Source organism: Cyclobacterium qasimii M12-11B (assembly GCF_000427295.1).
Lineage (GTDB): Bacteria > Bacteroidota > Bacteroidia > Cytophagales > Cyclobacteriaceae > Cyclobacterium > Cyclobacterium qasimii.
In genome coordinates this window covers 1-16,296 of sequence record NZ_ATNM01000049.1, presented here as the reverse complement: position 1 = coordinate 16,296, position 16,296 = coordinate 1, and the positions used below count along the sequence as shown (strand labels likewise).

At 37.8% G+C, this 16,296-nt stretch carries 16 protein-coding genes and 1 tRNA gene; 6 read left to right on the top strand and 11 right to left on the bottom strand.

Annotated elements, in window-relative coordinates; translation table 11 throughout:
* Positions 1-358 precede the first annotated feature (358 nt).
* Entirely contained in the window at positions 359-703 is a 345-nt protein-coding gene (locus ADICYQ_RS25755; RefSeq protein WP_020892334.1) for a hypothetical protein, read from the top strand.
* Between the two features lie 77 nt (positions 704-780).
* On the opposite strand, the gene ADICYQ_RS04410 is transcribed toward ADICYQ_RS25755, so the two are convergent.
* From ADICYQ_RS04410 to ADICYQ_RS04385, 6 genes are all read right to left on the bottom strand, one after another.
* Positions 781-1,725, bottom strand: coding sequence for a DUF6807 family protein (locus ADICYQ_RS04410; RefSeq protein ID WP_020892333.1), 945 nt, complete (start codon positions 1,723-1,725; stop codon positions 781-783).
* 226 nt (positions 1,726-1,951) lie between these two features.
* Entirely contained in the window at positions 1,952-2,920 is a 969-nt protein-coding gene (locus ADICYQ_RS04405) for a transketolase family protein (RefSeq protein ID WP_020892332.1), read from the bottom strand.
* 34 nt (positions 2,921-2,954) lie between these two features.
* Positions 2,955-3,806, bottom strand: coding sequence for a transketolase (locus ADICYQ_RS04400; RefSeq protein WP_020892331.1), 852 nt, complete (start codon positions 3,804-3,806; stop codon positions 2,955-2,957).
* A gap of 10 nt (positions 3,807-3,816) precedes the next feature.
* Positions 3,817-4,266, bottom strand: a complete 450-nt coding sequence (gene bcp / locus ADICYQ_RS04395; RefSeq protein WP_020892330.1) for a thioredoxin-dependent thiol peroxidase — start codon at positions 4,264-4,266, stop codon at positions 3,817-3,819.
* A 53-nt stretch (positions 4,267-4,319) separates the two neighbouring features.
* A complete protein-coding gene (locus ADICYQ_RS04390) occupies positions 4,320-6,188 on the bottom strand; it encodes a M23 family metallopeptidase (RefSeq protein ID WP_040414567.1) in 1,869 nt (622 codons plus the stop codon).
* Positions 6,175-6,786, bottom strand: a complete 612-nt coding sequence (locus ADICYQ_RS04385; RefSeq protein ID WP_020892327.1) for a fumarylacetoacetate hydrolase family protein — start codon at positions 6,784-6,786, stop codon at positions 6,175-6,177. The genes ADICYQ_RS04390 and ADICYQ_RS04385 overlap by 14 nt, the downstream gene beginning before the upstream one ends.
* A 346-nt stretch (positions 6,787-7,132) precedes the next feature.
* Here ADICYQ_RS04385 and ADICYQ_RS04380 point away from each other — a divergent pair.
* Positions 7,133-7,221 (top strand) — tRNA-Ser (locus ADICYQ_RS04380).
* A 109-nt stretch (positions 7,222-7,330) separates the two neighbouring features.
* Here ADICYQ_RS04380 and ADICYQ_RS04375 read toward each other — a convergent pair.
* From ADICYQ_RS04375 to ADICYQ_RS04370, 3 genes are read right to left on the bottom strand one after another with little or no spacing between them, the layout of a single operon-like run.
* The gene (locus ADICYQ_RS04375) at positions 7,331-8,464 is read right to left on the bottom strand and encodes a hypothetical protein (RefSeq protein ID WP_040414533.1); all 1,134 of its coding nucleotides are present in this window, start codon (positions 8,462-8,464) and stop codon (positions 7,331-7,333) included.
* Positions 8,461-8,790, bottom strand: a complete 330-nt coding sequence (locus ADICYQ_RS28205; RefSeq protein ID WP_235114370.1) for a hypothetical protein — start codon at positions 8,788-8,790, stop codon at positions 8,461-8,463. Before ADICYQ_RS28205 ends, ADICYQ_RS04375 begins: the two co-directional genes overlap by 4 nt.
* Positions 8,739-9,593, bottom strand: a complete 855-nt coding sequence (locus ADICYQ_RS04370) for a hypothetical protein (RefSeq protein WP_020892324.1) — start codon at positions 9,591-9,593, stop codon at positions 8,739-8,741. Before ADICYQ_RS04370 ends, ADICYQ_RS28205 begins: the two co-directional genes overlap by 52 nt.
* Positions 9,594-10,477: 884 nt before the next feature.
* On the opposite strand from ADICYQ_RS04370, the gene ADICYQ_RS04365 reads away from it, so the two are divergent.
* From ADICYQ_RS04365 to ADICYQ_RS04350, 4 genes are all read left to right on the top strand, one after another.
* Positions 10,478-12,781: a DNA topoisomerase 3 gene (locus ADICYQ_RS04365; RefSeq protein WP_040414532.1), complete on the top strand. Its 2,304-nt coding sequence runs from the start codon at positions 10,478-10,480 to the stop codon at positions 12,779-12,781.
* Between the two features lie 562 nt (positions 12,782-13,343).
* Complete coding sequence (locus ADICYQ_RS04360) at positions 13,344-13,583, top strand: hypothetical protein (protein WP_040414531.1); 240 nt, start codon at positions 13,344-13,346, stop codon at positions 13,581-13,583.
* Positions 13,584-13,931: 348 nt separating this feature from the next.
* On the top strand, positions 13,932-14,177 hold the full coding sequence (locus ADICYQ_RS04355) for a hypothetical protein (RefSeq protein ID WP_020892320.1): 246 nt from the start codon (positions 13,932-13,934) through the stop codon (positions 14,175-14,177).
* 3 nt (positions 14,178-14,180) lie between these two features.
* A complete protein-coding gene (locus ADICYQ_RS04350) occupies positions 14,181-14,489 on the top strand; it encodes a type II toxin-antitoxin system RelE/ParE family toxin (RefSeq protein WP_020892319.1) in 309 nt (102 codons plus the stop codon).
* A gap of 333 nt (positions 14,490-14,822) precedes the next feature.
* Here the strand turns inward: ADICYQ_RS04350 and ADICYQ_RS29260 are convergent, their stop codons facing one another.
* Positions 14,823-15,479, bottom strand: coding sequence for a DUF4221 family protein (locus ADICYQ_RS29260; RefSeq protein ID WP_020892318.1), 657 nt, complete (start codon positions 15,477-15,479; stop codon positions 14,823-14,825).
* Positions 15,480-15,492: 13 nt separating this feature from the next.
* Positions 15,493-15,966 carry a DUF4221 family protein gene (locus ADICYQ_RS29255; RefSeq protein WP_020892317.1) on the bottom strand — a complete coding sequence of 158 codons (474 nt, stop codon included), beginning with the start codon at positions 15,964-15,966 and terminating at the stop codon, positions 15,493-15,495.
* Between the last annotated feature and the right edge of the window lie 330 nt (positions 15,967-16,296).

Here is a 16,296-nt window from a genome sequence, read left to right as displayed (position 1 = left end):
TTGTATCATTTTTCAGCCTGTTTTTCTGAATAGCAGAATTATTTATACTATTCAAATTAAAAATATACTTTTTATACAATAAAATAGCCTTTCGTGTAATTGTGTGTAAAATGTTAAGGTTTTTTACAGTTTGTGGAGCTTACTCCACATTTTTATGCTGTTAGGATATAGGTCACCTAAGGCTCACCATTTCTTCTGATTAACTAAAAGCCTTGTTTAATAGGGTTTAAAGCACTTTTTAATTTAAATTAATAGTTTAAAAATTACTTGGCACAGGATTTGGCTAAGTATAATTGAAAATAATATTTAAAAAGTATTGTTTAACCAATTATTATTTAACCAATAAATTTAAAATGTCATGAAAAAGTTAATTTTGAGTGTCGCCGCAATGACTGTTTTTGCTTTTGCAAATGCTGGATCAACCGTAGTACCTGTATCTCAAGAATGGTACCAAGAAACAACAAAAATTGATCCTGAAAGTCTTCCTGAAAAAGTAAAAGAAGCAATTCAGAATGATTTGCAATTGAAGGACCTAAAAATTGCTGAAGCCCATCAAGTGATGGAAGAAGCACAGGTTCAATATCTGATAAAATTTGAATCAGAAACGCCTGGTGAACAAATCAAAAAGACATTTGATGCTATGGGTAAAGAAGTAGTAGAAATGGAAGCACCAGTAGAAATAGCTGAACCAGTTAAAAAATAACGTCGGACTAATACCCTATTAAAAACAACCAACTATAAAGCAATGGTCATTGACCATTGCTTTTTTTATTCCAAATTTTATTGAGAGGATTGGTTCCTGAATATCCTGTACTGATTTTTTATTTCTTGATTGGAAATTCCTTGATGAACGATCAATTGATTTCTGAAGTGTAAAGGTTCTTTTTTATCTAATAGTAAAGGTTCTTGACCTGGGAATGCCATGTTTTGCATGCTGTTTCGTTTTCGAAGAATCCATCCTTGATAGGAGGGGAGCATGTCTGGTTCGCCCATTATAACAACACCTGGGTCATCAGGGCCATTCTTTGTAATATTCATCCAATCTCCTCCTGATACAGGTAGATTGTCTGGCGTTATGGGTCCATTCACATCATAAAAACCGACGGTTTCTGATAACTTGAGTCTTGGTGAGAAACCTCCATACCCTTTAGCATCCTGAGAACCTCCAATACGCACTCCGGAGATCAAAGGCTTTAATGTAATGTCAAAGGTTATTTTGTAAGCTTGTGATCCAATAGGCTGATAAGTGATGACAGTGTTTTCTTCAATAAGGTTTTTTTTCAGGACTTTGTTGCCTTTCCAAATTACTTTAACCTCAATGGTAGCTGAATTATTGGGATGAATTTTGGTTTTCATCTTCTTGACTTCCCATTCAACTCCATCACTTATCCAAGGGTCACCAATCCTCAAATCATCTACCCATAGCTGATGCCAGGTCCAGAAAATCCCTCTGTGGTGCAAATGGTCTTTAGGGAAATCTTCCGTAACGATTTCTCCTTTGGTATCAAATACTGGATGGAGGTAATTTGCCCTCGGGTATTCGCCATTTTGACTTATCATTTCCTTTTGGTAAAACAACCTAGGTTTTCCATCCGAAAGTAAAAGTACGCCAGCATCCTTTTTTTCGAAGGTTAGGATTTGTGCCTTGCCTATAGGCACTTCAGCAAATAAAAATATTACCGAAAATAGTAAAAGGACAACTGGAGCAATGGATAAATGTTTCATTGGAAGATAAAAGGTTAGTTACTTATAAAAGTAAAAGATAAGCCTGAGCTTATCAAGTGTCTACTTCATAAGTGGCTGAAGTATATTTTAAAGTGGCAATTTATTAGTATTGGATGTGAAGGTGATCTACCCTTGTATCCATTAAAATTTTAATCTGTAACACTTTAAAACAAAAAAAGCGGAGAAAATTTAGAATTTTCTCCGCTTAATTTCAATTTTAAATACCTTATTTCCTTGAAATAGCTCTTTTAGCTGCTTCAACAATATTTTTAGCATTCAAACCGTATTTTTCCAATAACTCTTCAGGTTTTCCAGATTCTCCAAAAGAATCGTCTACACCTATGAATTCAAGAGGGGCAGGTTGGTTTCTGATGAGCGTCTGAGCGATGCTATCATTCAAGCCACCATTGAATTGGTGTTCTTCTGCACTTACTGCACAACCTGTTTTAGCAACAGATTTCAGGATGGCTTCAGTATCCAATGGCTTGATGGTATGTATGTTTATTAGCTCAACAGAGATGCCTTCTGCTCTTAGGATTGCTTCAGCTTCTACCGCTTCCCACACAAGATGTCCTGTGGCAAAAATAGTAACATCCGTTCCTTCGATCATTTTCCAGGCTTTACCTATTTCAAATTCCTGGTTTTCTGGAGTGAAAATAGGCCATTTTGGTCTGCCAAATCGTAAATATACAGGACCTTCATGCTCAGCAATGGCAATGGTTGCTGCCTTTGTTTGGTTGTAATCACAAGGATTTATAACCGTCATATTTGGAAGCATTTTCATCATGCCGATGTCTTCCAGGATTTGGTGAGTAGCACCATCTTCTCCCAAAGTAAGACCAGCGTGAGAGGCACAAATCTTCACATTTTTTTCAGAATAGGCTACTGACTGTCTGATTTGATCGTATACACGGCCTGTAGAAAAGTTGGCAAATGTACCTGTAAAAGGTATTTTTCCTCCAATGGTTAAACCTGCAGCTGCTCCTATCATATTGGCTTCTGAGATACCCATTTGGAAAAAACGCTCAGGGAATTCCTTTTGGAAGGCACCCATTTTCAATGAACCAATAAGGTCTGCGCAAAGCGCTACTACGTTTTCATTTCTTCTACCAGCTTCTAGTAGGCCATCACCAAAACCGGACCTGGTGTCCTTTTTTTCGGTGTATGTATATTTTGTATCCAATTTATTTTCCATTATTCAAACTTTTTTAGATCTGTTATCACCGAAATCAATAATCACCAAGTGTTTCTTTCAGTTGTCCTAAGGCATTTTCAAGTTGCTCGTCATTTGGAGCTACTCCATGCCATTTGTGGGTGCCAACCATGAAATCTACTCCGTAGCCCATGTCGGTATGTAACAGGTTTAGTACTGGTTTTCCTTTTCCAAGGAGACTTTTTGCTTTTTCCAGTCCTTTAACTACGCCTGACATATCATTGCCATGCTCAGTCACGATGACTTCCCAGCCAAATGCTTCCCACTTGGCTTTCAGATCTCCCAAGTTTATGATGTCCTTGGTAGGTCCATCTATTTGTTGTCCGTTAAGATCTATTGTTGCGATCAAGTTGTCCAATTTATGGTGAGGTGCACTTAAAGCTGCCTCCCAGATTTGTCCCTCTTGCTGCTCTCCATCTCCCATAAGGACATAGACAGTTTTGTCGTCTTTATTGATTTTTTTCGCAAATGCAGCACCTATGCCTACAGATAAGCCCTGGCCCAAAGAACCTGAGGCTATTCGTATGCCTGGAAGCCCTTCTTCAGTGGCTGGATGTCCCTGTAATCTGCTATTTAATTTGCGGAAAGTTTTTAATTCACTTGTCTCAAAGTAACCGCTTCTGGCCAAAACACTATACCAAACGGGAGAAATATGCCCATTTGAAAGAAAAAACAAGTCTTCTCCAGGTCCGTCAAGATTAAAATCTGGGTTATTGGTCATTTGGTCAAAATACAAGGCTACGAAAAACTCCGTACAGCCCAAAGATGCTCCTGGATGACCTGATTGACAGGCATGCACCATTCGTAAAATATCTCTTCTTACCTGGGAGCAAATTGCTTCTAATTGTTCGGTTGATTTTTTTTCCATTGATTTGGAATTATTTAATAATTTGATTGGTGTGTTCTTTTGTTTTTACTTTTGAAATAATCTCTTCAATTATTCCCTTCTCATCAATAATAAAAGTGGTTCTGGCAGTACCCATGTATTTTCTACCGTACATGTTTTTTTCTACCCAAGTACCATACTTTTCGTGTACGCTCTTGTCTTCATCGGCTATTAGCGGAAAGGGAAGTTCAAATTTCTCTATAAATTTTTTATGAGATTTTTCTGCATCCGAGCTTATTCCAAGCACTACATAACCAGCTTTCTGGAGACTTTCATAGTTGTCTCTCAAATTACAGGCCTGGGCAGTGCATCCGGGTGTGTTGTCCTTTGGGTAAAAGTACAAGACTACTTTTTTGCCTTGAAAATCGGACAATTTGATAGCCTTTCCATCTTGATCTTTTGACTCAAAGTCAGGTGCCGTTTGGCCTACTTCTAGTGACATAGTTGTAGTTTTTATTTTTACTATTGATTTTAGCCCTTAAATATCGGAATAAATTAAATGTTTCCCTTATAAATGGCCTCGTTATTTGCACGATCTCTTACTTTTAGGAGAACCACGCCTTTTAAGGCTGTTCCTGGCAGGGGATCTGACCAAATTATGGCCTGCTTGTGCTCATATCTCATTTGGGTCCATTTTCCATCTACCCACGCTTCGAAATCCTTGATTCCTGATAAATTGTCTTTAATTACAAACCTGATTTCATTAGTGTTGACACGTACTGGACGGATTGTGGGAGGAATACTGTCTGTTGCCAGTACAAAATCTCCAAAAACCCTGGTATTGAAATTAACAAACTGCCCTTGCCAGTTGCCACCTAGAAAATTTCTATGACCGTTTCTGTACAATTGATACATGTCGGTTTTGGAAGTATCCCCCTGAAAATTATCAACTTTCATCCTTGCCGAAATGGGTTGGCCAAGGTATTCAAATTGATCATTGAGCGTTAAGCCTTTCATTCCACTGTCTTCAAAAGTTTCGATTCTTAAATAAAGATCGTCTAGAAGGCTTTCCTCCTCAAAGATAATTTTTACCTCCCCATTGTCTATTAGTGTTTCTTGCCCTGCAGGTATCCTTGCCACAACTTCTGGAAAAAGGGTTTCTGAACAAAGGTTGATTGAGTCGGGAATTCCCAAGGCCATGTCCCAAAGGTAGGTTCGTTTGTTTCTCCCTACATACGCATAAGGCAATTCCATGCTTAGCCCATGAACATATACCATGGCAAGATCTCCAGCTTCTGCATCGGTACTGTTTAGGATCAATACATTTTCCTGGTATTCCATCTGGCTATTGCCCGAAGTATAGTTTACCCCATCCAGGTCAATTGGTGCCAGCTCACCGCTAAACTTGATTCTCAATGCGGATTCATTGGCATAGGCATCTACCAATTTTACAGTGATGGATTTTTCTTCACCGGGCAAAGCTGATATAGCACCACTTAGTTCTGTATCGGGTTCATAGAAAGAAAACTTATTGTTACGTTTTTTATATAGGCGGGTATAGCGGTTGCGGTAGGTGTGTAATAGAATATGGCGGCCAATGTTGAAATCTATCTCGTTGACGTCTGCCTTGAAGACTTTTTTACCTTCTTCATAGATTTCAAAAATGGGAAAACCATTCCTGTTGTACATCTCATCCAGCTGATCATAAGCCAGTACTTCTATGCCTACTTTTCCAGAGATTTTAATGGTAGGCTGTACCTCAAATGCCCCTGAGCTATAAATAAGTGAAAACTCCTGTCGGCGATACATTCCATTGACCCGACTATCGGGTGTAAGTGGGCTTATCGCTACCCTTCGGGCAATGGGAGAGGTGGTATCAATAATTTCTTTGAAGCCAGCATGTAAGGGGTCAATGGCCCTGTTCAAGGAATCCCTGATCTCAAAATGCAGGTGTGGACCGCCAGAACTACCCGTGTTGCCGGAATAGGCGATCGTGTCTCCTTGAGAGATAGGCAATTCGCCTGGATCTAATGTATATTCCAATTCATTCTCCCGTGCCTCGTAGATTTTCCCCTGCATGTATTCTGCTATGGGAGACTCAAAACTCCTGAGATGGGCATATACGGTGCTTGAACCATTGGTATGTTTCAGGTACAGTACATTCCCATAACCAAAGGAGGAAACTTTTATTTTAGACACATACCCATCAGCTGAGGCATGGACCGCCAAGCCTTGCCTGCCCTCGGTTTTAATATCAATTCCAGTGTGGAAGTGATTGTTCCGTATTTCGCTCATGTTTCCAGCCAGAAAATTTTGTTGGCCTGGTTTGATGGGGAAGAGATAATAGCCTTTCTGCGTTTGAGAAAGAAAGACAATGGCAAGGGAAATGAATAGGAGGGTGGTTAGGGTTTTATTTAATCTCAAAGTCCAGCAATTTTTCATCTTCCACATAAGCCTCTAGTCTGTCTCCTATATTTACTTTGCCAACACCAGCAGGTGTTCCGGTATAAATCAGGTCACCGATTTTCAGGGTGAAAAACTTAGAAACATAAGCAATGATGACATCAAATGGAAAAAGTAATAGCGAGGTATTACCTGTTTGGCGTCTTTCACCATTGATGTCTAGGTGGAAATTAATATTGGCTAAGTCGGGGAAGAGTGCCACAGGTTTAAATTCACCCAAGGGGGCAGAACCATTAAAAGCTTTGGCTATTTCCCATGGTAGCCCTTTGTCTTTGCATTTTTGCTGCAAGTCTCGGGCAGTAAAATCTATGCCAATACCTATTTCATTGTAATACTTATGTGCAAACTTTTGCTGAATGTATTTGCCTTCTTTAGTTATTTTGAGGACCAATTCTACTTCATGGTGTATGTTTTCAGAATATTCTGGATGGTAAAAGGGAGCATTGTTTCTTAGCAAAGCTGTGTCCGGTTTCATAAAAACTACTGGAGCATCCGGCTTCTCATTGTTAAGTTCTTCTATATGTGCCGCATAATTTCGGCCTATGGCAATAATTTTCATCTCTAAAGAAATATAGTATAGGCTGCAAAGAAAGGAATTCTAGGGCGATTTTAAAAGAAGGATTATTTAATTGGAAGGAAGTTTAAAATTGTTAAAATTTATTCCGCTGGCTTAAAATCGATTAGCTACTTTTTCCGAGTAAAGCCGTAAAAAAGTACTCTTTTTTCCTCTTTTGGTTTTGTTTAATTGCAGAATATTGGTTTATATTTGCATCACTGATCGGGAAGCGGTCGGGATTACTATTAAGTTATGATTTGAAGCGTTTCAATTGGCCTGTTTATTTTAGATAGGTGGTTGAATCGATAAAGGATCAAAATTAATTTGTTTAAATGCTTCACCAACACATAGAGAGTTGGGTGAGTGGCTTAAACCAGCAGTTTGCTAAACTGTCGTACGTCTTAAAGCGTACCGGGGGTTCGAATCCCCCACTCTCTACTGAACAAAACCCTGGCTTATTGACTTTCAATAGGTTAGGGTTTTTCTTTTTTAGAGGGGGGTTGGTAGTTTGCCCTTGCTGATGGGTACTGTTTTTAAAAGCCTAAATTTATTTTCTCACCAGCTCAAGTTTATAAAACGTAAGGTAATCTTGTTCCTCTTCTATAAAGTCATCATTTCTGAGGGCGTAGAAGGGCTTATCTAAATTTTCAATATTTAAAATGCTACCAATATTGTAGGGGACAATGATTTCATTGGAAAGAATAGAATCTTGGTATATGATTTTCAGCACCTGGTTTTGAAATTCTTTGTGTTTGGGGAAGTTGTTCCGAAGTTGTAATTCATTTTGGATAAAAACATCTTGCTCAATACCTTCCTCATAAAAAACAACTGTTCCTTTATCTGACATAAAAAGTTGCTTGATCCTTCCATCATGCATTTTAAAATAGTCTATATATTGATTTTTTTCTGGATGTTCTCCATTGTCTAAAAATTTAGAAGGCTTAAAATCAACAGTACTTAAGTAGGTTTCCCCATCTGTTAAGTCGTAAGCATGAATCAATGGCTCATTGCTTAAAGCCAAGTGAAGTCTATTCCCCGATATTCCAAATTGGACCATGGGTCTTTCAAAATATTTGTCTGAGGAATATCTTGAGGTACTTGGGATCTTAATTAATGGCACTGATCCTCCTGTATTAGGGTCAATTTTTTCTAACAGAAAATGGTCTCGGATGAAATGTGGACCATAAGGATTAACCCCATTTCTTCCCGGATAATAACTGATTAAAGAATCGTTCCAGAATGCTAAGTTTCTAATAAAACCCCCTCCGTCGTTTGCTTGGCTTAGAAATGAAAGTTTTATTTCTTGCTTCAAGGATAAATCTTTATTTAACTCATACAGCCAGCCCATAAAACTAGCTGCAAAAAGCCTTCCATCCTCTGTGTATTTTAGTTGGGTTGGATATTGAACTTTTCGTGGCCCATCTTTTGGGTAAGAAGTCTCATTAAGGATCCTACCACTTGAGTTAAACTCAATCAGTTTATTTTCTTTAAAATGATAAAACACACCTTTCCCATTTCTGAAATCTCCTCCACCAACAGTCCCCAAATAGTCTACTTGAATAGAGTCCAAGATTATGAGTTCCCATTCGTTGGAAAAAGTCTCTAAATCTAACACCTTCTTTTCAGAACATGCAATTTGTGAGATAGAGAGAATAACTATTGCTAAATACTTAAATTTCATTTTCTCATCAGCTCAAGTTTATAAAAAGTAAGGTAATCTTGTTCCTCTCCTATAAAGTCATCATTTCTGAGCGCATAGAAGGGTTTATCTGCGGACTCGATATTTAGAATTATTTTGATTTTTGAAGGGATAATCAATTCATTGGACCAGCCCTGTCCATGTCTGTAGATCTTAAGATAATTTTTAAGAAATTCAGGATAGCGAGGGGAATTCTCTCTTTCCATGAGGTCATTATTCACAAAAGTATCTCCATCAATTCCACCATGATAGCTAACTATGACATGCTCTTGATCAGAATAAATGCCCCTAATTCCAGCTTCATACATTTTAATTTTTCTTGATAGGTAACAGGTGTTTTCTGTCCTGGAATCAATTTAAAATCGCTTGGGTTCATAGGAATACTCCTTTTCCAAAGGATACTATCCCCCATGGCATACACATGTATGAGGGGTTCATTGGAAAAGGTAAGGTACAAACTGTCATTTTCTATAATGAAATTAATGTCAGGCCGATCAAAAAAATCATCACTACTATATTGTGATGTCTTGGGGGTTCTTACTACCGGTTTTGAAGTTTTTGTTTTAAGGTCATAGAGTTCCAAAAAAGGGTAGTCTCTATAAAAGTGGTCAATGTATGGGCTGATACCGTTTCGCCCCGGATACCAAAGCAGTATTTTCTCATTCCAGACAGCAATATTTCTTCGGTTATAGGCACCTCCTCTGGCTTCACCCATAAAAGGCATTTTCAAACGTTCCTTTATGTTAAGATTGGCATCGAAATGATACATGTCACTAAATGAAGTTGTCCCAAAATATTCTCCCTTATGTTCAATCAAAGTTTCTAAAAACATAACAGATTCGGGACCTTCTTGCGGGAATTCTTTATTCACCAAAATAGTACCTAATGAGTCAAACTTAATCAAACCATTGTTTGACGAAGTTTTAATAAGCCCTATTCCATTAGAAAAAATTCCTTCTCTTACCTCAGTTAAATAGTCTACCTGAATAGAGTCCAAAATTACAAGTTTCCATTCATTGGAATCAGCACTACTGTTGGAGGTTTTGGTTCCATCAGTACATGCATAGACCGACACCAAAAGTAAAATAAGGATATTACGTACTTTGATCATTTGGATTCGAGTTTAATTTTATAAAGGGTTAATAGATTTTTTCTTCCTCAATTGCATCAGCTAATCTTCACCTACTTAGCCTGAATCCCACTTCTAAATCTATATTTTATCATGAACTATGAATTTAATAAAAATTAAATTCATGGACGAATTTTATAAGATTTTTTAAATTGAGGTTTTTACCTATCCTTATTGGTTGATAAAAGATGTAATTGCAAATTAGGCCTACGTGGGACTTTCTTTTCCCCCAACTGGGTGTAGAATCCTCTACACCCTTTTATTCTTAACCTACTTTGAAGTCGAAATTTTTTTATATGCCATTTGCAATGGCTTCTGAAATCCCCCCTTTATGTAAACAAATGGACAAAATTTTGAATACTGTTTAACTGAAATTTGAAACCCCATCTAAATCAACGACACTTTAGTCGGTTACTCGAGCAGCATTCATTTGCAATTCATTCAAGGATGGGTTATTTTTAGTTATGGGAGAGGCTTATCAAATAAGAGATCAGGAAATCGAGCATGACCCAATTGTCACGCGATTAGACGATCATCAGCCATGCGAGATTCCACCCCGATAAACCGGGGCAAGTTCTGACAATTAAAAAACTATTGTAAACAGATGAAATTATGCTGGATTAGAAGGTTTGATGGCCGTGGATCATTGGTAATTCCGTCCATTTCCCAATTGCAGCTCGCTGGGATAGAAAACCAAAGAAATATTCCTTTCCTTGGATCCCTTCAAATTTCAGATATCCAGAAATAACTAAACTTCGGATAAGTAATTTTTATCAGGTTGATCCACAGGGGTTACTTCATTTTGAACAACCTAAAAGCGCCTGCACTCCGTTGAGCTTAGGCTATTTTATCTATTTTTGTTTCAGATGAAAGTTTGTATTGCAGAAAAGCCAAGTGTCGCCCGTGAAATAGCGGCTGTTCTAGGAGCTAATCATAGGCATGAGGGGTACTATGAAGGCAACGGATATATCGTTACCTATACTTTTGGACACTTTTGCACCTTATTAGAGCCGAACGATTACGAACCTCATTGGAAGAGTTGGAGTCTCAGTCACCTTCCGATGCTTCCTGAAAAATTCAAAACTAAAATTGTTAATAATCCGGGAGTCAAGAAGCAATTTGACATTGTGAAAAAGCTATTTGATACAGCTACACTGGTGATCAACTGTGGTGATGCTGGCCAAGAAGGAGAGTTGATTCAACGATGGGTAATTGAACAAGCGGGGTATAAAGGGGAAGTCAAACGCTTATGGATTTCATCTTTGACCACAGAGGCCATCAAAGAAGGCTTCGACAAATTGCAACCCTCAGCGAAATACGATAATTTGTATTATGCTGGTTATTCCCGAGCAATCGGAGATTGGTTGTTAGGAATGAATGCCACCCGGTTATATACGGTTAAACATGGTGGGTACAAACAAGTGCTGTCCATTGGCAGAGTTCAAACGCCTACACTGGCCATGATCGTTAATCGGTTTAAAGAAATTCAAAATTTTCAGCCACAACCCTACTGGGAACTACAAACCCTGTATAGAGAGACTGTATTTAACTGTGAGGAAGGGAAATTTTTAAAGAAAGAAGACGGGGAGACTTTTGCCAACCAGGTCAAAGAAAATGACTTTGAAGTCGTCTCAGTTGCTAAGAAAAAAGGAAAGGAATATGCACCTAAGCTTTTTGACTTAACAGGATTACAGGTGCATTGTAATAATAAGTTTGGCCTTTCTGCCGATGAAACGCTCAAAATCGCACAGAAACTATACGAACAAAAATTAATCACCTACCCAAGAGTTGACACCACTTTTCTACCGAACGATATTTACCCCAAAGCACCAGGAATATTAGAGAAGCTAACGAAATATAGGTCGTTGACTCAACCCATTTTGGGTAAGAAATTAAAAAAGTCTACTAAGGTTTTTAATGACAAAAAAGTAACCGATCACCATGCCATGATTCCTACAGGCATGCAGGATAGTTTACACGACAATCAGCTAAAAGTCTATGATATCATTACCAAGCGTTTCATCGCAGTGTTTTATGACGACTGTACAGTGGACAATACCACCGTATTAGGGAAAGTGGGCACGGTCCCGTTTAAAGCAAGAGGAAAGGTGATTTTAGAAAAAGGCTGGAGGGTTGTTTTTGATACTGCAGATGGCAAAGAAAAAAAGGAGAAAGACGAGCTCCCGCTTTTTAAAAAAGGGGAAAAAGGGCCACATGAACCTTCTTTCCTAGAGAAAGAAACCAAAGCTCCAAAACAGTATACAGAAGCAACTTTGCTAAGAGGCATGGAGACCGCCGGTAAACAAGTGGACGATGAAGAGATGCGAGACTTAATGAAAGAGAATGGCATAGGTCGCCCTTCTACTCGGGCAAATATCATTGAAACACTTTTCAGGCGACAATACATTGAACGTAATAAGAAGCAAATTTTGCCCACCGAAACTGGAGTGCAATTGATCGATATTATTAAGAATAACTTGCTGACCTCTGCAGAACTTACAGGACAGTGGGAGAAGCAATTGAAAGAAATAGAAAAAGGGAAATTTCATGCGGGTTCTTTTGTGATGAACATGAAAAAAATGGTGGCGCAATTGGTCTATGAAGTTATACGGGAACAAAGTCATACTAAAATAGCACATACCACTGAAAACAAGCTTCCTGAGAAAGAAAAATCAGCAACTGCACTTGTGGGACAGTCCTGTCCAAAATGCAAGAATGGGTCGTTGCTAAAAGGAAATTCGAGTTACGGATGCAGCGCTTATAAAAAGGGATGTGACTTTTTACTCGCTTTTTCTTTCGAAGGAAAAACTATATCAGAGAATCAATATTTGAGGTTACTTCAGAAAGGATCTACTGTCAATTTAAAGGGATTTAAAACGGCGACTGGAGATAAAGAAGGATTGATACGTTTCAATGAGAAATTTCAACTCGTTTTGATAGAAAAGAAAGTAGCCAACTCGGCGGCTTCTAAGAAAACTCCTCCTGTCATTTCATGCCCTCTTTGCAATAAAGGAACCATAATAAGAGGAAAAACAGCCTATGGATGCAGCGCCTATAAAGAAGGGTGTGACTTTAGATACTCTTTTGATACCCTCCGGGAAAAAGCGAACAATAAACCATTGACTGTTGAGCTGGTGACATCTTTATTGAAGGAGAGTGTAGTTGGTTAAACTGTTGAAATAGTATCGAAAAAAAACTGCTGCCTAGGCGGAATATCTATCCTATGCCTAAGAACCAAAAGCAAAGCTTAAAACACCCAAAGAAAACCATAAGCAAATGGTTATGGAATTAACAAAGACTGCAAACACAGCCAAATATCCATAATTCTCCCAAACTCTTCTTAAAATAAACCCTTCCCAAATATCGGATTCCCCATAAGGAGTACCGGGTTTCCCGATATTTATCGGGACTGGCTGTCAATACTGTATTCATTTCTTGCCTACCTGTGCCGATTTCTCGGTATCGGCAAAACCAATACTTAGATATTGGGCATAGTTTACTTCTTCATCCACTCCAATATTTAATCTATTTTCTTTTGAGTAAAATTTACTCCGTGTCTTTGTCCAAATTTCTTAGAACTTTTCTTTGCACCTCTTCTGTGGATTCCAACGATTAAATACCCCGGCTGGGTGTAGAATTCTCTACACCCGTTTATTCTTAACTTTCTTTAAAGTCGAAATCTTTCAGAAGCCATTTGCAATGGCTTCTGAAAGCCCCCTTTTATGTAAATAAATGGACAAAATTTTGAATATTGTACTGAAATTGGAGACCCCATCCAAATCAACGACACCTTATTCGGTTACTCGGCCAGCATTCATTTGCAATTCATTCAAGGATGGGTTATTTTTAGTTATGGGAGAGGCTTACCAAATAAGAGATCAGGAAATCGAGCATGACGAAATCGTCTTGCAAAGGAATGATTATCGTGGCGAGATTCCACCCCGACAAACCGGGGCAAGTTCTGACCATTAAAAAACAATTATAAACAGATGAAATTATACTGGATTAGAAGGTTTAATAGCCGTGGATCATTGGTAATTCCGTCCATTTCCAATTGCAAATTGAAAATAATAGAAGGGTAGGACAAGCCGTAAATACACAGTCCTTAAGACTGTTTTAGGCTTGGGCCGGGTTTTAGGGATGGAAAACTACATCCAGCTGACGAAGGCATAAACTACACCTAGGGGGCATCACGAAATACATCGGGTGGAACTTTGATGTTTACCGCCCAAGAAAAGCCAAATACTGAAATATCATCCATTGGAACAAATCAAATTGTAATATGGAATCGTTAACTTTAGGTAACGAAAAGAAAAAACAATGGACACAGTTAAAATACGAGAAGAAATAAGTGAATACCTTCAACATGCAGATGATCGTGTGTTAAAACTTATTCATGGGCTGATTAAAGCAGACCAAATAGCTTCACCTGTTGGATATAAGCCCGATGGCACAGCTATCACAAAAGAGGAACTAATATCCAGGGCGGAAAGGTCTGAAAGGGACATTAGAGAAGGCCGTGTAAAAACGTCAAAACAGGTTAGGGAAGAAATAAAGAATTGGTAGTCCATGGAGGTTAGATTTTCAGAGTGGGCGAAAATATGCTTGAAAGAGATTTATGATCATTATTCAGAAGAAGCCAGTCCCGAAAAAGCGACTGAGATTGTAAATAAAATAATTGACAGAGCAGAAACGCTTGATAACTATCCGGATAGAGGGAGAGTAGAAGATGACCTGATATCTCTTGGGAAAGGGCACCGATATTTGCAGGAATATCATTACAAAATCATCTACAAGGTTGATAGTGAAATCGTTATTGTCACGGATATTTTTAGCAACTATCAGAAACCTACCAAGAAACCGAAAAGGAATAAATAGCCACCGAGCAAGACTACCCTTAGACCAGTTTTCGGCAAATAAGTTGGTCTAATCACACCCCCAACTATATGTAGAATTCTCTACACCATTTCTATTCTTAACTTTCTTTAAAGTCTTAATCCTTTATAAGTTGTTTAAAATGAATTACTACACAAACGCTTAGAACATAAATGCCTGAAATATTGAACATTGTCTGATATAAATTGAAGACCCATTAAAATCAACCATTCCTTGGTCATTTAATCGGACAGTATTCTTTTGTAATTCCTGTGCGGATAAACCTAGGGAGAAGCACCGAAATTAATCCGTTCATTAGAAACTTCTTTTATACTATTATAAACCCAGATCCAGGCGGACAAAAGCCAATTCATCATTTATATTTAAATAGAGCCAAATCTTGCCATCCTTTAAAAATGGCTTTTGCGGTATGAGATTAGAAAAAAGCTTCCCAATGCCATCTGGAACCTCAGTTTCTTTGATTACTTCAAAGGAATCATTAAGAATACTGATAAATACTTTGTGGTCATTCATTTCAGGTAGGCCTTTGTCATTTAATTTTGGTAGGCCTATGGTAGAAATTCTGACATACTTGTCAGTAGTGGCCTCTGTCATTAAAGGTAAAAATGTGACTTCTTTCCCTATCTCTATTTCCCGAATCGTGAATTCTTCCCATGAATTGACATCTTTGATATAAGTGCCGATTTTTTCTGAGGCCGTTAATGTTGGTAGACAGGGATAATATTTTAAGTTTTGCTCAATCAAATCATATACTGCTATTTTGCTGAATACGGGATTTGTGATGACGAGTTTATTTCCCAATTGCACAATTTCTGTATTCTGGGGAGAAATTGATGCACCTCTTCCTTGCTGATGTCTTACTGTAAAACCTTCTGCCTTCTCAAATCCATTTAGTTTTACTTTCCTTAAAACATCTGTTTCTTCATTTACAATAGCAAAAAATATTTCTCCGGTATCATGATTCTGAACCAAGCCAAACGTTGTTTTATAGTCTTTTGAAGGTAAATTGTTCTCTTTTTATTAATTGTTCTCCTTCAAAATTACGCCCAATCATTAGGTACTTTTTCAGTTTTTGTTTATCAAAATTGAAAATGCTTGTGGAATAATGGCTTGTCAATATCAAATTGTTATTCACATCTGAGCTTACCGCATACACGTAATCACCAAATCCATTAGGCCCTTCCACATCAAATATCATCTTTTCTTCAAAGGCCAATGTTTCCAGATTTATCCTTTCCAAATAGGGACTTGTGCCACCGGAAATGAACAGGTATTTTTTATCATGGCTAATACCTGACTGATAAATTCCCCATTTCAGGTTAATAATATCATCGCCAGTAGTTATCATAACCGTATCAACAGCAATGTCCAAGCCATCAACCCCACTTGATGATGTTGAAGATTGCTTACAGGAGGACAATAGAAGTATGCCCATTAATAAATGGGTGAATATTTTCATAGATCCAATTTGACCTAAAATTTTAAATAATCAAATTTTCAGGACTAAAATTTCAGTTTAAGATTTTGATTCTGAGTTTAAGTAGGCTAAGAGATAGGTTAGGTACTAATTAATAGTTTTAGTTTTATCAAGGAGGAATAGGAGAATGAATCGAGAATTACCTATTAAATTTTCTAAAAGCTGCAATCATCTGGTAAATGATCAATCCAATACCAATATTATATAAGAAATCAAACAAATAAATAACGTTATGAAATTCATATTCCTTGTAATTCACTAAAAAGCTAACAGGTGATAATAGATATGGTAAAAGCTTAGCAATATCTAAAA